Annotated in this window: 19 protein-coding genes and 1 pseudogene; 19 read left to right on the top strand and 1 reads right to left on the bottom strand. The window is 47.3% G+C overall.

Annotation, left to right across the window (positions count from 1 at the left end; genetic code table 11):
• The 6 genes and pseudogenes from surE to AOC28_RS01105 all read left to right on the top strand — a co-directional run bounded on the left by surE (position 1) and on the right by AOC28_RS01105 (position 5,114).
• Positions 1-786 (top strand): 5'/3'-nucleotidase SurE, encoded by a 786-nt coding sequence (surE, locus tag AOC28_RS01080; protein ID WP_072582161.1) that lies wholly within the window; start codon positions 1-3, stop codon positions 784-786.
• Between the two features lie 29 nt (positions 787-815).
• A pseudogene (locus AOC28_RS01085) lies at positions 816-1,439 on the top strand (protein-L-isoaspartate(D-aspartate) O-methyltransferase); the annotation flags it as partial.
• A gap of 76 nt (positions 1,440-1,515) precedes the next feature.
• Entirely contained in the window at positions 1,516-2,238 is a 723-nt protein-coding gene (locus tag AOC28_RS01090) for a peptidoglycan DD-metalloendopeptidase family protein (protein ID WP_237767706.1), read from the top strand.
• Positions 2,239-2,262: 24 nt separating this feature from the next.
• On the top strand, positions 2,263-3,084 hold the full coding sequence (locus AOC28_RS01095; protein WP_072582164.1) for a 3'-5' exonuclease: 822 nt from the start codon (positions 2,263-2,265) through the stop codon (positions 3,082-3,084).
• Positions 3,077-4,504 carry a 23S rRNA (uracil(1939)-C(5))-methyltransferase RlmD gene (rlmD, locus tag AOC28_RS01100; RefSeq protein ID WP_072582165.1) on the top strand — a complete coding sequence of 476 codons (1,428 nt, stop codon included), beginning with the start codon at positions 3,077-3,079 and terminating at the stop codon, positions 4,502-4,504. The genes AOC28_RS01095 and rlmD overlap by 8 nt, the downstream gene beginning before the upstream one ends.
• A 55-nt stretch (positions 4,505-4,559) precedes the next feature.
• A complete protein-coding gene (locus tag AOC28_RS01105; RefSeq protein WP_072582166.1) occupies positions 4,560-5,114 on the top strand; it encodes an outer membrane beta-barrel protein in 555 nt (184 codons plus the stop codon).
• A 356-nt stretch (positions 5,115-5,470) separates the two neighbouring features.
• Here AOC28_RS01105 and AOC28_RS01110 read toward each other — a convergent pair whose 3' ends face one another.
• Positions 5,471-6,172: a Bax inhibitor-1 family protein gene (locus AOC28_RS01110; RefSeq protein WP_072582541.1), complete on the bottom strand. Its 702-nt coding sequence runs from the start codon at positions 6,170-6,172 to the stop codon at positions 5,471-5,473.
• 260 nt (positions 6,173-6,432) lie between these two features.
• On the opposite strand from AOC28_RS01110, the gene ndk reads away from it, so the two are divergent.
• The 13 genes from ndk to AOC28_RS01175 all read left to right on the top strand — a co-directional run bounded on the left by ndk (position 6,433) and on the right by AOC28_RS01175 (position 20,666).
• On the top strand, positions 6,433-6,858 hold the full coding sequence (gene ndk, locus AOC28_RS01115; protein WP_071465494.1) for a nucleoside-diphosphate kinase: 426 nt from the start codon (positions 6,433-6,435) through the stop codon (positions 6,856-6,858).
• A 46-nt stretch (positions 6,859-6,904) separates the two neighbouring features.
• Entirely contained in the window at positions 6,905-8,137 is a 1,233-nt protein-coding gene (rlmN, locus tag AOC28_RS01120; RefSeq protein WP_072582167.1) for a 23S rRNA (adenine(2503)-C(2))-methyltransferase RlmN, read from the top strand.
• A gap of 28 nt (positions 8,138-8,165) precedes the next feature.
• Positions 8,166-9,434 carry a flavodoxin-dependent (E)-4-hydroxy-3-methylbut-2-enyl-diphosphate synthase gene (gene ispG, locus AOC28_RS01125; protein WP_072582168.1) on the top strand — a complete coding sequence of 423 codons (1,269 nt, stop codon included), beginning with the start codon at positions 8,166-8,168 and terminating at the stop codon, positions 9,432-9,434.
• A gap of 38 nt (positions 9,435-9,472) precedes the next feature.
• Positions 9,473-10,813 carry a histidine--tRNA ligase gene (gene hisS, locus AOC28_RS01130; protein WP_072582169.1) on the top strand — a complete coding sequence of 447 codons (1,341 nt, stop codon included), beginning with the start codon at positions 9,473-9,475 and terminating at the stop codon, positions 10,811-10,813.
• A 48-nt stretch (positions 10,814-10,861) separates the two neighbouring features.
• Positions 10,862-11,521 carry a tetratricopeptide repeat protein gene (locus AOC28_RS01135; RefSeq protein WP_072582170.1) on the top strand — a complete coding sequence of 220 codons (660 nt, stop codon included), beginning with the start codon at positions 10,862-10,864 and terminating at the stop codon, positions 11,519-11,521.
• Complete coding sequence (bamB, locus tag AOC28_RS01140; RefSeq protein WP_072582171.1) at positions 11,521-12,678, top strand: outer membrane protein assembly factor BamB; 1,158 nt, start codon at positions 11,521-11,523, stop codon at positions 12,676-12,678. Before AOC28_RS01135 ends, bamB begins: the two co-directional genes overlap by 1 nt.
• Complete coding sequence (gene der, locus AOC28_RS01145; protein WP_072582172.1) at positions 12,675-14,039, top strand: ribosome biogenesis GTPase Der; 1,365 nt, start codon at positions 12,675-12,677, stop codon at positions 14,037-14,039. The genes bamB and der overlap by 4 nt, the downstream gene beginning before the upstream one ends.
• 186 nt (positions 14,040-14,225) lie before the next feature.
• Positions 14,226-14,477, top strand: a complete 252-nt coding sequence (gene hfq, locus AOC28_RS01150; protein ID WP_072582173.1) for an RNA chaperone Hfq — start codon at positions 14,226-14,228, stop codon at positions 14,475-14,477.
• A 28-nt stretch (positions 14,478-14,505) separates the two neighbouring features.
• Positions 14,506-15,711 (top strand): GTPase HflX, encoded by a 1,206-nt coding sequence (gene hflX / locus AOC28_RS01155; protein ID WP_083564198.1) that lies wholly within the window; start codon positions 14,506-14,508, stop codon positions 15,709-15,711.
• Positions 15,701-17,212, top strand: coding sequence for an FtsH protease activity modulator HflK (gene hflK, locus AOC28_RS01160; RefSeq protein WP_072582175.1), 1,512 nt, complete (start codon positions 15,701-15,703; stop codon positions 17,210-17,212). The genes hflX and hflK overlap by 11 nt, the downstream gene beginning before the upstream one ends.
• Positions 17,212-18,081: a protease modulator HflC gene (gene hflC, locus AOC28_RS01165; protein ID WP_072582176.1), complete on the top strand. Its 870-nt coding sequence runs from the start codon at positions 17,212-17,214 to the stop codon at positions 18,079-18,081. The genes hflK and hflC overlap by 1 nt, the downstream gene beginning before the upstream one ends.
• Before the next feature lie 20 nt (positions 18,082-18,101).
• Positions 18,102-19,265, top strand: a complete 1,164-nt coding sequence (locus tag AOC28_RS01170; protein WP_072582177.1) for an ATP phosphoribosyltransferase regulatory subunit — start codon at positions 18,102-18,104, stop codon at positions 19,263-19,265.
• Positions 19,266-19,325: 60 nt separating this feature from the next.
• Positions 19,326-20,666: an adenylosuccinate synthase gene (locus AOC28_RS01175; RefSeq protein WP_072582178.1), complete on the top strand. Its 1,341-nt coding sequence runs from the start codon at positions 19,326-19,328 to the stop codon at positions 20,664-20,666.
• The last annotated feature ends 14 nt before the right edge of the window (positions 20,667-20,680 follow it).

A 20,680-nucleotide genomic window follows, 5' to 3' on the forward strand; every position in this document is an offset into this window, starting at 1 on the left:
ATGTCTAAGCAACCCCACATCCTGGTCTCTAATGACGATGGCTATTTAGCTCCTGGCTTGCTAGCTTTAGTAGAGGCGGTACGTCCCTTGGGTCGTATTACCGTGATTGCTCCTGAGCAGAACCATAGCGGTGCCTCGAATTCACTCACATTATCAAGACCATTGTCGATTCATCGTGTTGCAGGTGGCGAGCGTGATGGCTTTTTCTTTGTCGATGGCACACCAACCGATTGTGTGCACGTTGCCATGACAGGATTTTTGGATGAGAAACCTGACCTAGTGATCTCTGGCATCAATCAAGGCGAGAACATGGGTGAAGATACGCTTTACTCAGGCACAGTTGCTGCTGCAGTTGAAGGTGTGATGTTTGGTGTGCCAGGCATTGCTTTCTCGCAAATTGATCGCGGCTGGAATCGCATTGAAGATGCCGCTAAAGCGGCGCATGATGTAGTGGCCCAAATGCTGGTTTCTGCCTTGGCTCGTACTGAGGGTACAGCAACACTACTGAACGTCAACATCCCCAATCGCCCTTATGCTGATTTGTATCGCTGGCGTGTAACGCGCCTCGGTAATCGTCATCACTCTCAACCAGTAGTGGTGCAGGATAGTCCGCGTGGTGAGAAGATCTACTGGATCGGCGCTGCGGGCGATGTCAAAGAGGGTTCAGAGGGTACGGACTTTCATGCGATTGCTGAAGGATGTGTTTCGATCACGCCTATGCAATTGGATTTAACGCACCATGCTCGCTTAGCAGCGATGCGCGCGAATGGTTGGGATCGCGGTTGAAGGCTCCAACCGAACGCTTTGCTGTCTATCGGCAGGCCCTAGCAGCAAAAGTACATGCTGGCGGAGTAAGGCACGGTAAAACATTAGAGGCGATTGCCACCGTCCCACGTCACGCTTTTATGGATGCTGGATTACATGCGCAAGCCTACGAAGATACTGCGCTACCAATTGGTCACGAGCAGACTATCTCTAAGCCATCAGTAGTGGCACGCATGATTGAGTTGCTTCACAAGCCTAAACATAAACTTGGCAAAGTATTGGAGATTGGCACTGGTTGCGGTTACCAAGCGGCAGTGCTCAGTTTATTGGCGGACGAGGTTTATTCCATAGAGCGTATTCGTCCGCTGCATGACATGGCAAGAGCTAAGTTGCGCCCATTTCGCATTAACAATCTTCGCTTGATATACGGCGACGGTATTTTAGGTTTGCCTCAGGCCGCTCCATTTGACGGCATTATTTTGGCTGCTGCTGGCTTGGGTATTCCGGATGCCTTACTTGACCAATTAGCGGTTGGAGGGCGCTTAGTTGCCCCAGTCGCCAAAAATGACAAAGAGCAGCAACTGGTGATGGTTGAAAGAATGAGTTCCCAGCGCTATCAAAGAACTGTACTGGACGGGGTCTTTTTTGTACCCTTACAATCAGGGGTAGTATGAGATTTATGATGAATTCACTAATTCAGACCCCTTTTTGATGCCATCCACTTTATTGAAACTTTTCCTCGCCGCGCTCATGTCCTCATCCTTGATGTTGATGGTTGGATGTTCTACACCTCGCACTAAGCCTGCTAGCGTGACTGATCGCAGCGGTGGTTCAAGTGAGCCTGCGCCCCCTGGTTACTATCGTGTTAAAAAAGGTGACACCTTGGCGCGCATTGCCTTGGATCATGGTCAGGCACCGCGTGATGTAGTTCAATGGAATAAAGCAGTTAACTCTAGCTTTAATCCCAACGTGATAGAAGTCGGCGACTTAATCATGGTTAAAGCACCAGCAGGAACTAAACCTGCAAAAGTGGCTGAGAAAAAACCATCGCCTGAAAAATCAGATTCAGTAGCCTCCACTCCTGAGCCAGCGAAAAACGATGTAGTTGCTGAGCCGGGCATACGTTTATCTTGGCCTGCAAAAGGTAAGGTCACCGGTGAGTTCAGTGAGACAAATAAGGGGATCGATATTGCTGGTAAGGTCGGCGAGCCAGTTCTTGCCGCCTCTGATGGCAAAGTGGTTTACGCAGGGAATAGTTTGCGTGGCTATGGCAATCTCGTGATTATTAAGCACGACAACACCTATCTCACTGCTTATGCCCACAACAGTAAGCTCTTGGTAAAAGAGGGTGATACTGTTCGTAAGGGTCAGAAGATCGCTGAGATGGGCGATACAGACACTACTGCAGCTAAGCTGCATTTCGAGTTACGCGTTAACGGCAAACCAGTTAATCCAACGCCGTACTTGCAGTAATGTTGTTGGTCTAGGGTAGGCGCCATGGCGACCGTTCTTGTATTCGATATTGAAACCATTCCAGATGTCACTGGATTGCGTCGTCTGGAGGATTTTCCAGACTCCATGAGCGATGCCGAGGTTGCTAGCAAAGTGATGGCTGAGCGCGCAGAGAAGACCGGTAGTGAATTTCTACCCTTGTTTCTGCAAAAGATTGTTGCTATCTCTTGTGTGATCCGCAGGACTACTAAAGAAGGTTTGCCACAAATTAAAGTGGGCACTCTAGGCACTCCGCAGGATGATGAGAAGGTGTTAATACAAGCCTTCTTTGATCTCATCGAAAAATATACCCCTCAATTGGTTTCTTGGAATGGCAGCGGGTTTGATTTGCCAGTGCTGCACTATCGCGCCTTAGCCAATCATGTGCAAGCTCCGCGCTACTGGGAGATGGGTGAAAGCCAGGATTCTGATAGCCGAGAATTTAAGTGGAATAACTACATCAGTCGTTATCACATGCGCCATCTCGACATGATGGATCTATTGGCTAAATTTAACGGCCGCGCTAATGCACCATTGGATGGCTTGGCCAAGCTCTGCGGTTTCCCTGGCAAGATGGGTATGGATGGCAGTCAGGTATGGCCTGCCTATCAGGATGGCAAGATTCATGACATCCGCCGTTACTGTGAGACTGATGTGGTCAATACTTATCTCATGTACTGCCGCTTTCAACTGCTGCGTGGCGGCTTTACTCACGCCGAATATCAAGAGGAAATTGATTTCGTGAAAGCTTATTTAGAAAAAGAATCTAAAGAGCCTAATGGCAGTCAATGGCAAGAATATCTGCAAGGTTTTTCTGCGGATGCGTAGAGGGGATAAGCCAGTCAATATAGAGGTGACTGAGCCAATTAAAGTCGAAGCGCTGGATTTGGATGCTCAGGGGATTGCACGCCTAGCCCCCAATGAGGAGGAGGCCGCCCAAGGTCAAAGCGGTAAGGTGATCTTTATTAAAGGCGCACTGCCAACCGAGTTGGTCACTTACACCATCACCAGTAATAAAGCGCGCTTTAGCAAAGCCAAAGTACGTGACATTCTGAAGCCTGCGGTTTTTAGGGCGGAACCTAAGTGCAAAGCCTTTGGTGTGTGTGGTGGCTGCACCATGCAGCATCTAGATATTAGAGCGCAAGTAGCGATGAAGCAGCGTGTGCTTGAGGATGACTTGCAACATATTGCCAAGGTAAAGCCTGAAGAAATTCTCCGCCCGATGGGTGGACCTACTTGGGAATATCGTCACAGAGCACGTCTAAGCGCTGTCAATCGCTCCATTAAAAAGGGTACGGTACTGATTGGTTTTCATGAGGGTAAGAGCGGCTATGTAGCTGACATGCTAGCTTGTGAAATTTTGCCTAAGCACGTATCAGACTTATTGCCGCAGATGCGCAAGTTAGTGATGGGATTATCGATCGTTGACCGTATGCCGCAGATTGAGATTGCGGTTGGTGAGCCGGAAGATGTCTTCTCGGATGATCCCAAGAAATCAAAACCAGTTACTGCTTTAGTGTTTCGGAATCTCAAGCCCTTAACGGCTGAAGATGAGCAACTTCTCCGACAGTTTGCAGATCAGCACCAGGTTTGGATATGGCTCCAGCCTAAGGGGATTGAGACTGTGGCGCCGTTTTATCCTGAGACCGGCAAGCTTTGTTATCGGCTGCCTGAGTTTGAGGTCGAGATGCCATTTAAGCCTGCAGATTTCACACAGGTAAATCATATGATGAATCGTGCCTTAGTCAGTAGGGCGATTCGATTGCTTGAAGTCAAAGAAACAGATCGAGTATTGGATTTGTTTTGCGGTATTGGCAACTTCACATTGCCGCTTGCTAGAAAAGCAAAACAGGTCCTAGGGATCGAGGGTTTAGAGAGTTTGACGACTCGAGCTAAAGCCAATGCAGAGCATAACGGACTCGTTGATAAGGCCAGCTTTATGCAAAGCGATTTATTCCAAGTTACAACAGAAACAATTGCATCGTGGGGCAAAGCAGAGCGTTGGTTAATGGATCCGCCGCGCGAGGGTGCGATGGAGATTTGTAAAGCGCTTGCAGAGTTGCATATTGCGCAAAGTGAATTATTGCCACAACGGATTGTTTACGTATCCTGTAATCCCAAAACTTTGGCGAGGGATGTAGAGATCTTGTGCCATCAGGCAGGCTACACATTAAGTAGTGCGGGCATTATTAATATGTTCCCCCACACCTCCCACGTGGAGTCTATGGCTGTTTTTGATAAAGCCTAGCCTTTTGATATAGTAGCCAGTAATATATAAAAATAAGTATCAAGGGGGTAGTTGCATGAAAAAAATAGCAATTTTGCTATGGGCTCTTTCTGCGCCTATTGCTTATGGTCAATCGCAAAACTTTGAAGGTTTTGGTTTATCTGTGGACTACGCATTAAATTCTATTACTGACGTATCAACACCAGGCGGATCAGAAACCAGTCGAAGCGGAATTCCCAGCATTACTGCTGACGCATACAAGGCTATTAACGATCAATGGCTAGTAGGTGCCTATGGTAGTTATGATTTGGCTACAACGGATACTGCGGGCTCTGATCCTGATGCACAGCACCCCATCGAAGCAGGCGGAAAAGTAGCTTATGCGTTTACTGAAAATTTATTGGGCTATATCAAGCTTGGATGGTCTTGGTCGAAGTACTCATCACCCGGTTACTATCAATGGTTGAATGGACCTAGTTACGGAATTGGTGCCGAATACCTGCTCACCAAGCATCTCTTTACTAGAGTAGAGGTATCGCAACAAAACTATAAAACCATTCAATGGAACGATGGCTCAACCGACAAGGTTAATATCAATTCCTATGGCGTTTCTTTGGGTTGGCGCTTCTAAACTTTCATTCTCGAGTGTTCCTGATGCTTAATAATTGCACCAAAAGGGCGCTAATTTAGTGCATTTAGCCTGATTATGGTGCGGCGCCCTCAAAATCATGTCTTATAGAAGAGTAGATTGAGTTTGTGCAGTGATGTATCTCTGCCCAACTTTTTTACCTTCGGGAGAGCGTCATGAAAGCCTCAGATAGTTTTGCAATCCTATTGATTTTGGTTGCGCTATCCTTTGCTGTGAGCATGTTTGTAGCGACTTAATTATTTAGCTAAACAAACAGACTAAATAGCAGCAGTAAAAAAGGCGCCCGCAGGCGCCTGATGAGAACAACACACTAAAGTTTTAGCGTGTCTTAATTTACCTTAATCTCGATTACCACCAACAATACCCAAGAGGGCAAGTAAGTTGGTGAAGACGTTATACACATCTAAATAAATAGCCAATGTAGCCATGATGTAGTTTGTCTCGCCACCATTGATGACGCGTTGTACATCAACCAAGATAAAGGCTGAGAAGATGGCGATGGCTAACACCATCACAGTCAACATCAAAGCTGGCAATTGCAACCAGATGTTCGCCAATGAGGCAACGATTAGGAGTAACACGCCAACCATAAGCCATTTGCCCATACCAGCAAAGTCACTCTTGCTTACAGTGGCAATGGTTGCCATTGTGGCAAAGATAGCGGCTGTGCCACCAAAGGACAGCATGATGAGGGTCGCGCCATTGCTATAGCTATTAAGCGTGAACCCGATCAAGCGGGACATCATGATGCCCATGAAGAAGGTGAAGCCCAGGAGCAAGAGAACACCAACGCCGGAATCTTTATTCTTCTCAATTGCCCAGAAGAAGCCAAAGGCTACCGCCATGAAGACGATGAAGCCAATAAAGGGGCTGCCAGAGAACAGGCTTAGACCCATAGCAACTCCAAGCCAGGCGCCAATTACAGTTGGAATCATGGAGAGCGCCAAAAGGGCGTAAGTATTACGGAGAACGCGGTTGCGCACCTGGACATTGCTAATTGAACCGGTTTGGCCAAAGCCGTAAGAGTTCAGATCACTCATATTGACCCCTTCTTTTTCATAGTGAATACAAGAGCCCATGAAGGGCTGTTGAGGATAAGTATAGACAAAACACCCTAATTTCAAGCCCCCACAGAAAAGACCTACAAATTAAAGGCTTATGCCCTGTAAATTCAAGGGCTTAGCCCTACGGACATAGGGGTAAATACGGTTAGGCAATGTATAATTCGGGGGTCGCTGGAGTGGGGTGGCTTATTGACCTCACCTGGCAAATACCTTTGAAATCACTATTGGAGTCTTGCATGGCAATTGAACGCACCCTTTCTATTATCAAACCTGATGCTGTCGCTAAAAACGTCATCGGCAAAATCTATGACCGTTTTGAATCCGCTGGTTTGAAGATCATTGCTTCCAGAATGGCGCATTTGTCACAAAATGAAGCTGAGCAGTTCTATGGCGTTCATAAAGACCGTCCTTTCTTCAAAGATTTGGTGAGCTTCATGATTTCTGGTCCTGTGATGATTCAAGTATTGCAAGGCGAAGGTGCTATTGCTAAGAATCGTGACTTGATGGGCGCGACTGATCCGAAGAAGGCAGAAAAAGGCACAATCCGTGCTGACTTTGCTGACAGCATTGATGCAAATGCGGTTCACGGTTCTGATGCTCCTGAAACAGCTGCTGTGGAAGTTGCATTCTTCTTCCCTGGCATGAATGTTTTCAATCGTTAATCCACGATTGCTAACGAACAACCTATTTAATATATAAGTAGGCGCATTGACCTCCCCGCGCGTAAATCTCTTAGATTTTGACGCTGACCAAATGGCAGCGTATGTCGCGGGGTTGAATGAAAAGCCCTTTAGGGCAAAGCAACTCATGCAGTGGATACACCAACGCGGTGTAGCTGACATTAACGACATGAGTGATTTAGCAAAAAGCTTTAGAGCAACTTTGCTAGATAAAGCGGAAGTACTTTCCCTCCCTGTTATCAAAGATGAGCACGCCAATGACGGCACACGCAAGTGGCTATTGGATGTGGGCGCTGGCAATGCGGTAGAGTCTGTATTTATTCCTGAGGATGATCGAGGCACCTTGTGTATCTCTTCTCAGGCGGGCTGCGCAGTCAATTGCCGTTTTTGCTCAACTGGGCACCAAGGTTTTTCACGCAATCTCACTTCCGGTGAAATCATTGGTCAACTCTGGTTTGCTGAACATCTTTTACGCAATGACCCTGAGGCTATTCGTAGAATTGAGAAGTTTCCAACGCCAGGTTGGGAGCACACTGGTCGTGTGATTTCTAATGTGGTAATGATGGGCATGGGCGAGCCCTTGCTCAACTATGACAATGTGGTTTCTGCATTGCGCTTGATGCTGGATGACAGGGCGTACGGTTTATCACGCCGTCGTGTGACAGTTTCTACATCGGGTGTAGTGCCGATGATTGATCGTCTCGCACAAGATTGCCCTGTAGCATTGGCAGTTTCATTACATGCGCCTAATGACGCATTACGCGATCAATTGGTGCCACTCAATCAAAAATATCCTCTACGTGAATTGCTTGATGCGTGCGAACGTTACTTACCATTTGCGCCAAGGGATTTCTTGACCTTTGAATATTGCATGCTCGATGGCGTGAATGACTCCGACATCCAGGCAAAAGAATTAATACGCTTACTTAGAAACATTAAGTGCAAAATTAATCTCATCCCATTTAATCCTTTCCCAGAGTCCGGCCTCAAGCGCTCATCAGCCCAACGCGTCAATGCTTTTGCCGGCATCCTTTTAGATGCGGGCATGGTTGCTACTGTACGGAAGACCCGCGGTGATGACATTGCGGCCGCCTGTGGTCAGTTGGCAGGAGATGTTGTGGATCGCACCCGTGTGCGTGAACGCGCTGTTCACAATGCTGAGATTGAACTCGCCGAGGTTGAGCCGGATGAAGAATTTGATGAAGATACTCATCTGGGGCCAAACGAGCATCTCATTGAGTGGCTCAAAAAGTTAAAGTAAAAAATGAGAACCCAACCCATAGATCCTCATGAGCTCTAATCATTCATTGCCACCACTTCCGCTGGGCCCATCCCCTAAGCGTGCAACGCGTCAAGCATCCATTGCCTGGAAAACCAACATCATTACCGTTGGTGGAGATGCACCAGTGCGTGTGCAGTCAATGACGAATACCGATACTGCAGATGCGGTGGGTACTGCAATTCAGGTAAAGGAATTGGCCCGCGCTGGTTCGGAAATGGTGCGTATCACCGTTAATACTCCAGAGGCTGCTGCTGCAGTTCCCTATATTCGTGAGCAGTTAGACAAGATGGATATTTTGGTACCGTTGATTGGTGACTTCCATTACAACGGCCACACTTTATTAAATGATTTTCCGGAGTGCGCTAAAGCGCTCTCGAAGTACCGCATCAATCCAGGCAATGTGGGTAAGGGCGCCAAGCGCGATCCACAATTTGCACAAATGATTGAAGCCGCTTGCAAATATGACAAGCCTATTCGAATTGGTGTGAACTGGGGCAGCTTAGATCAAGAGCTTCTGGCTTCCATTATGGATAGCAATGCAGCTCTAGAAAATCCAAAGACTGCACAAGAGGTGATGATTGAGGCTTTGATTCAGTCGGCTTTGCAGTCAGCAGAAAAAGCGGTTGAGTTTGGTATGAATCCCGACCAAATTTTGCTTTCTTGCAAAGTCAGTAATGTTCAAGATTTAGTTGCTGTGTATCGTGATCTGTCACGTCGCTCCGACTATCCGCTGCACTTAGGTCTAACTGAAGCAGGCATGGGTAGCAAAGGCATTGTTTCCTCTACTGCAGCAATGGGTATTTTGTTGCAAGAAGGTATTGGCGATACCATTCGTGTTTCATTGACGCCTGATCCAGGCGCTCCTCGTGAAAATGAAGTCATCGTTGCCCAGGAAATATTGCAAACCATGGGCTTGCGTAATTTCACGCCAATGGTGATTGCATGTCCAGGTTGCGGAAGAACAACTAGCACTACCTTCCAAGAGTTGGCAGCGAATATCCAGTCTTATTTGCGTCAACAAATGCCTATTTGGAAGAAAACCCATCCTGGCGTAGAGAATATGAATGTCGCCGTGATGGGCTGTATCGTGAATGGCCCAGGCGAGAGTAAGCATGCCAATATTGGCATTTCATTGCCTGGAACAGGTGAGACCCCTGCGGCACCTGTATTTGTCGATGGAGTTAAAGTCAAAACGTTGCGCGGTGAGAAAATTGCCGAGGAGTTTCAGGTAATTGTTGATGAATACGTGAAGCAAAATTACGCAGCCAAGATTTAAATGGGTTTAAGAAAAGCAAAAGTACAACAATAATAAAAATGACTGATCAGAACAAAGAATTAAAAGTACAAGCAACGCAAGCCAAGGTTCAGAAGATAAATGGCGTGCGCGGTATGAATGATTTACTGCCAGCGGATGCGGCGCAGTGGGCTCATCTTGAGCATGTATTGCGTGATTTAACTCATGCTTACGGCTATGAGTTTTTGCGAACACCTATTGTTGAGGCAACTGCCGTATTCCAGCGTGGCATCGGTGAGGTTACCGATATTGTTGAAAAAGAAATGTATTCGTTCGAGGATCGCTTGAATGGCGAGCAACTCACCTTACGCCCTGAGGGTACTGCCGCATTAGTGCGCTCTGTAATTGAAAATAATTTGTTATACGAAGGGCCTAAGCGTCTTTGGTATACCGGACCGATGTTCCGTCATGAGCGCCCACAGCGTGGTCGCTATCGCCAGTTCCACCAGTTTGGTGTTGAGGCCTTAGGCTTTGCCGGACCTGATATTGATGCTGAAATCATTCTCATGGGTCAGCGTTTATGGGACGAGTTGGGATTGAAGGGCGTTCGTTTAGAAATGAACTCCCTAGGTCAGGCCCCTGAGCGTGCTGAACACCGCGCCGCATTGGTTACTTATTTTGAGAAAAATCAATCGCAGCTCGATGAAGATTCACAGCGTCGCCTGATTACCAATCCTTTGCGTATTTTGGACTCTAAAAATCCAGAGATGCAGGCATTGATTGAGGGCGCACCAAAATTATTGGATTTCTTGGGCGAAGAGTCGCTGAAGCATTTCAATGCGGTACAGGCATTAATTAAAGCAAATAACATCCCTTGCAAAATTAATCCTCGTTTAGTTCGTGGCCTTGATTACTACAACCTCACTGTATTTGAGTGGGTGACTGATGAATTAGGTGCTCAAGGCACTATTGCTGGCGGTGGACGCTATGACCCATTAATTGAGCGTATGGGAGGCAAAGCTGCACCAGCTTGTGGTTGGGCGATGGGTATGGAACGGGTTCTGGAATTAATGAAGGTTTCTGGATCATTGCCAGAAGCTCAGGCTCAATGCGATATTTTTGTATTGCATCAAGGCGGCGAGACTTTGACTGCTGCCATGATCATCGCTGAACGCTTGCGGAGCGCTGGAATCGATACCATCCTGTTCTGTCCTCCTGATGGTCAATCAGCCAGCTTTAAGTCCCAAATGAAGAGGGCTGATGCTAGTGGGGCTGCCTTTGCAGTCATTATTGGACCTGATGAATTAGCCAAGAATGAGGCGCAACTCAAGGACTTGCGCGGTACGGGCGAGCAGAAGTCTGTACCCCTGGATGATGTCTTAGGTGCTGCAATTGATGCCTTGGTAGGCGCCTCCGAATAGAATTAAGCTAATACATACTAATTACCTATTAAATAAGTTTGGATTGACATGCCTTTAGATCTAGAAGAACAAGAACAATTAGACCAATTCAAAGCGTTTTGGCAAAAGTACCGTAACCTTATTACTGGGGTCGTTGCAGTTGCGTTGTTTGCTTATGCTGCTTACAGTGGCTATCAATGGTGGCGCAATAGTCAGGCGCTCGAAGCGTCTAAGCTTTATGAAACGATGGTAGGTGCCATTGCTAAAGGCGATAAAGACCAGACTCTGCGCGCAACAGACGACTTGCAAAAAGATTTTGGCCGTACACCTTACGCAGTAATGTCTAGTTTGATCGCTGCACGAATTGCATCGGATGCAGGCGATAGCGCAAAAGCTTTGGAGTATTTGCGTTGGGCGGCAAAAAATGCATCCAATGATGGTTATCTTGGATTGGCGAAATTACGCCTAGTAACTCTATTGATTGAGCAGGGTAGTGAAAAAGATTTTGCAGAGGCCGATCAAATCTTGAATGAGAAACCGATTGCTGGTTTTGAATCTTTATGGCTTGAGCGTCGTGGTGATTGGTATTTAGCGCAAAAGAAAAATGAGCAAGCTAAAGTAAGCTATCAAGAAGCCTGGAAAAAATTAGACCAAGCAAAAGAATTTCCTGAAGAGGCGCGTCGCCTTCTCAAGGTTAAATTAGATGCTGTTGGAGGAGTTGCTCAGTGATGACTAAAGAAATGAAGCGTTTACCGATGCGCTTAGGCGCCGCCTTGGTATTGGGTGCCGTGGTAATTGCTTTAGCCGCATGCTCTGGTAGCTCCAGAGTAAGGAAACCCGCTGAATTAGTGACCGTTACCAATCAATTTGATTTGCAGCCTGTATGGTCAACTAGCATTGGTTCATCTGAATCCTTTAACTTTCATCCTATTGTTGCTGGCGATGCGGTGTATGCAGCCTCTCATGGTGGGAACTTGGTAAAGATTGATTTAGCAACCGGCAATAAGGTCTGGTCAGTATCCGTTCCTGAGAATTTGTCGGTTGGCCCCGGATCTGATGGCCGTACTACTGTTGCCGTTACTACCAAGGGAGTGGTCTACGCCTATGACGATACTGGTAAGCTGATGTGGAATGTCAGCGTTGGTAGCGAGGTATTAAGTGAGCCGGTGGTAGCCGGTGGCGTTGTCGTAGTACGTGCGCTAGACAATCGCTTCATTGGGCTGGATGCGCTAACGGGCGCTAAAAAATGGACTTATCAGCGTCAACAAGCTGCATTGTCATTGCGTGTTGGCTATGGAATGCTGGCTATTGGCAACGAAGTCATTGTTACTGGTTTCACTGGTGGGCGCTTTGGCATGATTGCTATTGCTAATGGTGGCTTAGTTTGGGAGACGCCCGTTTCTTTTCCTAAGGGCTTCTCAGAGATTGAGCGCTTGAATGATGTCACCGCTAAACCAAGTATGGAAGGCGATATCCTCTGCGCAGTCTCTTATCAAGGACGTATTGGTTGCGGGCAGGCTCGTACAGGCAACCTTTTGTGGTTCAAAGACTATTCAAGTTATACCGGTACCTCACAAAGCACCGACATGGTTTTCTCAGCAAACGAAAAGTCTTACGTCACCGCCTTTGCAACGAAAGATGGCACTCAAGTTTGGGAAAACACCCAGCTGACATTCCGTGATGTTGGTGAGTCGCTTGCGGTGGGCAGAGTGCTGCTCATGGGTGATGCTCAAGGTTATATCCATGCATTTTCACAGGCGAATGGCGAGATGGTTGCGCGTATTCGTCACGACAGTAGTCCAATCTCGGCTGCCCCCATTGCGGTAGGTGGCCTCATCTTGGTTCAATCTCAAGGTGGAAAAATAGCGGCGTACAGTCCAAAATGAATCCAGTCATCACTATCGTCGGCCGTCCTAATGTGGGAAAGTCGACTCTCTTTAATCGCTTAACGCGTTCACGTGATGCATTGGTGGCTGACTTTTCTGGCCTAACCAGAGATCGACACTACGGCAAAGGTCGTATTGGTGAGCGCGCTTTTATTTGCGTAGACACCGGTGGTTTTGAGCCAGTAGCCAAGACCGGCATTGTGGCTGAGATGGCAAAGCAGACCAAGCAAGCCGTTGCTGAATCTGACATTGTGATTTTCTTGGTTGACGGTCGTCTTGGTATGGCTCCACAAGATCGTGTCATCGCTGATTTCTTACGTAAGACTGGTCGACCCGTTATCCTCGCAGTTAATAAAACAGAAGGCATGCAGGCTGGCGTTGTCACAGCCGACTTCCATGAGCTTGGTTTAGGTGAGCCGTTCCCAATTTCTTCAGCACATGGCGATGGCGTGCGTGGCTTGATCGATGACGCATTAGATTCCCTTGGCATTGCAGAGCCAGATGAGGATGAATTGGCTAACGATCCAAATCGTCCAATGAAGATCGCCGTAGTAGGGCGACCTAACGTTGGCAAGTCAACACTGATTAACAAATTAATCGGTGAAGAGCGCGTCATTGCATTTGATATGCCAGGTACCACCCGTGATGCGATCGAAGTTCCCTTTGAGCGCAATGGCAAGCCTTACATCTTGGTTGACACTGCAGGCTTGCGTCGCCGTGGAAAAGTTTTTGAAGCGATTGAAAAGTTTTCTGTTGTTAAAACATTGCAAGCGATTGCTGACTGTAATGTGGTGATCTTGATGTTAGATGCTCAGCAAGATATTTCGGAGCAAGATGCACATATCGCTGGATTTATTGTGGAAGCTGGCCGCGCTTTAGTGGTTGCAGTGAACAAGTGGGATGGTTTGGATGCTTATGTAAAAGAGCGCGCTCGATTAGAGATTGCGCAAAAGCTACGCTTCCTCGATTTTGCAAACGTCCACCCAATCTCCGCTAAAAAGGGTACAGGCCTTAAGGAGCTCTTTAAGGATGTGGATTCTGCATATGCAGCCGCAATGGCAAAACTACCAACCCCACGCTTAACCCGTATTTTGCAAGAGGCGATTGAGCATCAACAGCCTAAACGCGTTGGTATGGGTCGTCCTAAATTGCGTTATGCCCATCAAGGGGGCATGAATCCTCCAATTGTGGTCATTCATGGCACATCCTTGAGTGGGGTGACTGATAGCTACAAGCGATACTTAGAAGGTCGCTTTAGGGATGTCTTTAAATTACGCGGTACGCCTCTGCGTATTCAGATGAATACCGCTAAAAACCCCTACGTAGAAGCGGATAAGGGTAAAAAAGGCAAAAAGCGTTAATTTAAGCTGAGTTTTATCTTTCATTCGAAATGGGCTTGATTTTTTCCAAAATCAGCCCAATATAGAGGGCTGATTGAGTAGTTTGTAATAAATGATTTGTAGTGAAGGTTTGTAGTGAATTGGTATTTAATAAAAAAGCAAGACTCCCAAAAAAAGTAATTAAGCAAAAAATAATTAAGGAGCAGTATGAGTAATAGCAACCCCAACAAAATTCAATTACTTCAGGATCCTTTTCTCAATGCTTTGCGCAAAGAGCATGTTCCTGTTTCGATCTATCTTGTAAACGGTATTAAGTTACAGGGCAATATTGAATCTTTTGATCAATATGTTGTCCTCTTGCGCAATACCGTGACACAGATGGTTTACAAACATGCAATCTCCACGATCGTTCCTGCTCGTGCGATTGATTTCCGTTTAGAAGAAGCTAGCCCTGTATAAAACTGGAGTAGATGCTGCGCGCGCTGTTCTGGTTGGAGTAGATACAGGACGCGAAGACTTTGCAGATAGCATGGCCGAACTCAGCCTTTTAGCTGATAGCGCAGGCTCCATACCTGCAGCCAGCGTTATTGCACGCAAAGGTAGGACGGACCCAGCCTTATTTATCGGCTCCGGTAAAGCCAATGAACTCAAGAGGGTGATGGAGGAGCAGGGCGCAGAGCTGGCCATCTTTAATCATCCCTTATCCCCAACCCAGCAACGCAATTTAGAGCGTCACATTGGCTTTCACGTGATGGATCGTACCGGCTTGATTTTGGATATATTTAGTCAAAGAGCCCAAAGCCATATTGGTAAGACGCAAGTTGAGCTTGCGCAAGTGCGTTATCGCATGTCACGCTTAGTGAGGGCTTGGAGTCACTTAGAGCGTCAACGCGGTGGTATTGGTGTACGTGGCGGCCCTGGTGAAACGCAGATGGAGTTAGATCGTCGGATGCTAGCCACCAAAGCAAAGCGGTTGGAAAATGAGTTGGAAAAACTCCAGCGCCAACAAAGAACCCAAAGAAGGGCTCGAAATCGTAAAGACGTGTTTTCAGTTTCTTTGGTGGGTTACACCAATGCTGGTAAATCCACTTTATTCAATGCCCTCACTAAAGCGGGGACATATGCTGCCGACCAACTATTTGCCACCTTGGATACCACCTCTAGAAAGGTCCATTTGGATGGAGTAGGGTCGATTGTGGTCTCTGATACGGTAGGTTTTATCCGCGATTTGCCTCACCAGTTGGTGGAGGCTTTTAGGGCTACTTTAGATGAAACCATCCATGCCGACCTCATTTTGCATGTCATTGACGCCTGTAGCCCTGTCGCTAGGGAGCAAAAGGCGGAAGTTGAGGCGGTTTTGGAGGAAATTGGGGCGGATGACATCCCCCGTATCGAGATCATGAATAAGATTGACCAGATGCCCCAAACCTTCACCCGTGGGGCTGTTTTAGAGCGAGATAGCCAAGGCTTTCCAAGCCAGGTTTTCCTGTCGGCCAAGACGGGCTTGGGCCTTGATTTACTCCGTTCAGCCTTGGCCGAATGCTCCCAAATGACTGATAGAATAAGGGTCGAGCACAACCGTGCCAAGAAGCAATTGGCCCCGGATGAGTTTTTAGAGCCTTTACCCGAACGACCAGAAACTTCTGAATTTAATCCGATTGCCAAGCGAAGCTATTTTTCAAATGATGCGTAAATTTCTCGACCTGTTTTCGGTCAATGATCCAGGTTGGGGCAATAGCCACAATCCCGGTGGATCCAAAGATGCCAAAGATGGGCAGGGAAATGAACAAGCTCCCAAGGCGGATCCAGAAGCCAATAAACCGGTAGAAACTCAGCCAACGAATCAGCCAACTAAGCCAGATGGCCCGCCAGACTTGGACGAGCTATGGCGCGACTTCAACGACAGAATTGCCGGCATCTTTGGTGGCAAGAAAACACCAGGTACAACGGGCAGCCCTGCTAGTAAGCCAACGAATAAACCAAACAGTACTGATATTCCCCCGCCTTCACAACGCGGAAATGGCGGCAACGGAGGTGGTAATGGCGGTATCAATACACCTAACTTTAATTTCAGTAATCCATTTGGATCGAAGGCGAGCATCCTCATTGCGGGCGCCCTTGTCTTCTTCATATGGGTCTGCAGTAGCTTTTTCATCATTCAAGAGGGGCAGGCTGGCGTTATTCTGACTTTTGGTAAATATGATTACACCGCAAAACCGGGTATTAATTGGCACATGCCTTGGCCGATTCAATCTGAGGAGACTGTCAATCTCTCGGGCGTTCGCTCGGTAGAGGTCGGTCGCCCTGTGTTGATCAAGGCCACCAATCAAAAAGATTCCTCCATGCTCACAGAAGATGAAAACATCATCGATGTGCGTTTTGCTGTGCAATATCGCCTCAAGGATCCTACGGATTATTTATTTAATAATCGTGATCCTGATACTGCAGTTGTGCAAGCGGCAGAAACTGCAGTGCGTGAGATTGTTGCCCGCAGCAAAATGGATACCGTGTTGTATGAGGGGCGCGAAAAGATTGGTATTGATTTAGCCAGCTCAATTCAGAAGATTTTGGATAGCTACAAAACGGGCATATATGTGACCAGTGTGACTGTGCAAAACGTTCAACCACCTGAACAGGTTCAAGCAGCGTTTGACGATGCAGTCAAAGCGGGTCAAGACCAGGAGCGCTTGAAGAGTGAAGGCCAGGCTTACGCTAATGACATTATTCCGCGCGCCAAAGGTACTGCAGCCCGTCTGATTCAGGAGGCTGAGGGCTACAAGGCTCGTGTAGTTGCTACTGCAGAGGGTGATGCCACGCGCTTTAAGCAAATTTTGGTGGAGTACGCAAAGGCGCCACAAGTAACGCGTGATCGCATGTATATCGATAGCATGCGTGAGATGTATAGCAACGTGACCAAAATCTTGGTTGATACCACCAAGAGCAATAGTCTTTTATATCTCCCGCTTGATAAGATCGTTGCACAGGTGAGTGCTGAAAGTGCTCAAGCGGCAAATACACAGACAAATCAGTCTGGTACCAACACTCCAACTGGTAGCGTGACGGTTGGTGGTGCCACTGGAGTAAATACACCAGCCCCAACTTCCAGTGCCACTCCTGCAACCCCAGCTTCAGCTGTGAATAACTCTACCGATAAACGTGATGGTCTCCGTAGTCGTGATCGGGAGTCCAGATAATGAATGCCAATCGTTTAATCGCTGCAGGTATTGGCTTTATTGCGCTGATTTATGTTCTGTCTTCTAGTATTTTTGTCGTTGATCAACGTAAGTTCGCCGTGGTGTTCTCATTTGGACAGATTGTTCGCGTGATTGAGAAGCCGGGCATACAAATAAAGTTCCCAGCGCCATTTGAAAACGTGCGCTTCTTCGATCGCCGCATTTTGACAATCGATAATCCAGAAGCAGAGCGTTTTATTACTGCCGAGAAGAAAAACTTATTAGTAGATTCTTATGTGAAGTGGCGCATTGTTGATCCACGGAAGTTCTTTATTAGTTTTAAGGGTGATGAGCGTCTGGCTGAAGACCGCTTAACCCAGTTGGTTCGATCGGCACTAAATGAAGAGTTCACCAAACGCACTGTGCGTGAATTGATTTCTGATCAGCGTGAAGAGGTGATGCAGGGTATTCGTAAAAAAGTCGCTGATGATGCTGCTGATATCGGTGTAGAGATTGTTGATGTGCGCTTGAAGCGTGTTGATCTCTTAGCGGAAATTAGTGATTCTGTTTATCGCCGTATGGAAGCAGAGCGCAAGCGTGTAGCGAATGAGCTCCGCTCCACTGGTGCTGCAGAGTCCGACAAGATTCGTGCGAATGCAGAGCGTCAACGCGATACGATCTTGGCAGAAGCCTATCGCGATGCCCAAAAGATTAAAGGTACCGGTGATGCTAAAGCGACAGCACTCTATGCGGAAGCATTTGGGCGCGATCCTCAGTTTGCCCAGTTCTATCAAAGCCTAGAGGCCTATAGAAGTTCTTTCAAGGACAAGAAGGACATTATGGTGGTTGAGCCAAATGGCGAGTTCTTCAAGTTCCTGCACAAAAAATAAGAAAGCGAATAGTCCATACCATGAATCGCTGGTTACTTCCTGAAGATATTGCAGACGTTTTGCCTGCGCAGGCTCGCAAAGTGGAGTCATTGCGTCGTGCCATTTTGGATTTGTATCAATCCTATGGCTATGAGTTGGTTGCGCCTCCGATTCTGGAGTTTTTAGATTCCCTATTGACCGGTACTGGTTCCGATCTTAATCTGCAGACCTTTAAATTAGTGGATCAACTCTCTGGTCGTAGTTTAGGCCTGCGTGCTGATATAACCCCTCAAGTAGCCCGTATTGATGCGCACCTCTTAAATCGTGATGGCGTTACTCGCCTTTGCTATGCCGGCTCTGTTGCGCACGCTCGCACACCAGTTGGGAGCTCAGCGCGCGAAGAGTTGCAGTTGGGCGCCGAAATTTATGGTTGTGCGACTTGGGAAGCTGATCTAGAAGCTATTACCTTATTGCTCAAAACGCTTTCAGTTGCGGGTTTAAACAAAGTCTATCTCGATTTGTCGCACGCCGGCATTCTGACGGGCATTTTGGATGGCCAGAACTTAGATAAAGAAACCATTGAGACCTTATATGGATTGTTGCAAAGTAAAGATCGCCCACGCTTAAGTCAGTGGGCGGCGTGTTTACCTGCGCATGTTGCTAAAGCGCTGATGGCCTTGACCGAGTTAAATGGCCCTTGCGCTGAAGTATTGGCAAAGGCTAAGAAAGACTTGCCTAAGCACGTAGCAATTGACCAAGCTTTGGCAGACCTGGAGCGTTTGGTTTTAGCTGCAGCGAAGTTATCTGTCAACTTAGAGCTCAGCATAGATTTGGCGGATCTTCGTGGCTATCAATATCACAGTGGTGTGATGTTCGCAGCTTATGTTGATCAATTGCCTCAGCCCATTGCCAGAGGTGGTCGTTACGATCATGTAGGCCAGGCCTTTGGTCGTCCTCGTCCTGCAACCGGGTTCTCATTAGATCTTTTGACTCTAGCAAACTTGTCACCATTGAATGTGCGTAAGACGGCAATTATTGCTCCTTGGGTTGAGGATGCTGAGTTAAGCAGGGCAATCACCACTTTGAGAAGTCAGGGCGAAGTAGTAATACAGATTCCAGTGGGAGCGGTAGCTCAAGCTGCCGAGTATGAATGTGATCGAGAGCTGGTGAAGCAGGGTAGTTCTTGGGAAGTAAAAAAGAAGTAAAGCAATCAATTTGGCGTTAAGTAGTTAACTTATTTTGTAATTATCTTTTTGGATTTCATTATGTCTTCAAAGCAACAAACCAAAGGTCGTAACGTAGTTGTCATTGGCACCCAGTGGGGTGATGAAGGCAAGGGTAAGGTAGTGGATTGGTTGACTGACCATGCACAAGCAGTGGTTCGCTTTCAAGGTGGACACAACGCTGGCCATACCTTAATCATCGGCGACAAGAAGACCATTCTGCGTTTGATTCCTTCCGGAATCATGCATAAAAACGTGATTTGCTATATCGGTAATGGCGTGGTGCTTTCACCAGAGGCTCTTTTTAAAGAGATCGGTGAGCTCGAGGCTGCTGGTTTAGATGTTCAGTCCCGTCTCAAAATTTCTGAAGCAACCACTTTAATTCTGCCTTATCACGTAGCTATTGACCATGCTCGCGAGAAAAAGCGCGGTGAGGCAAAGATTGGCACAACTGGTCGTGGCATCGGACCTGCGTATGAAGATAAAGTAGCTCGCCGTGCTTTGCGTGTGCAAGACTTGTTCTACCCAGAAAAATTTGCTGAGCAGTTGCGTGAGAACTTGGAATATCACAATTTCATGCTCACGAATTACTATGGTGCTGAGCCAGTCAGCTATGAGAAGACTTTAGCCGAAGCGATGTCTTATGCAGAGCGTCTCAAGCCAATGGTGGTGGATGTATCCAGTGCTTTGTATGCCGCCGAGCAATCTGGTCAAAACTTGTTATTTGAAGGTGCCCAGGGCACATTGCTCGATATCGATCACGGCACCTATCCCTATGTAACCTCCAGTAACTGTGTAGCAGGTAATGCTGCTGCTGGTTCAGGCGTTGGCCCAGACTCCTTGCAATACATTTTAGGTATTACGAAGGCTTACTGCACACGCGTTGGCGCTGGCCCATTCCCGAGTGAACTGTATGACCATGACAATCCAGTAAGACAAGATCCGATTGGCGTGCGTTTGGCTGAAGTGGGTAAAGAATTTGGTTCTGTCACTGGCCGCCCACGTCGTACTGGCTGGCTAGATGCTGCTGCATTGAAGCGCTCGATTCAGATCAACGGCCTATCTGGTCTTTGTATTACTAAGTTAGATGTCCTTGATGGCTTTGAAACCATTCGCTTGTGCGTTGGGTATAACCTTGATGGCAAGAAGTTGGATGTGTTGCCGCGTGGTGCAGAATCAGTTGCCCGTTGCGAGCCAATTTATGAGGATTTCTCGGGCTGGAAGGGTACAACTTTCGGTATTCGCGAGTGGGATAAGTTGCCCGCCGAAGCCCAGAAGTTCCTGCGTCGTATCGAGGAAGTGGCTGGTAAGCCGATTGCAATGGTATCTACAGGCCCAGAGCGTGACGAAACCATTCTCCTCCAGCATCCTTTCCAGGATTAATGGAAAATATTTAA

This window comes from Polynucleobacter sp. MWH-Adler-W8 (genome assembly GCF_001889925.1).
Classification (GTDB): Bacteria; Pseudomonadota; Gammaproteobacteria; order Burkholderiales; family Burkholderiaceae; genus Polynucleobacter.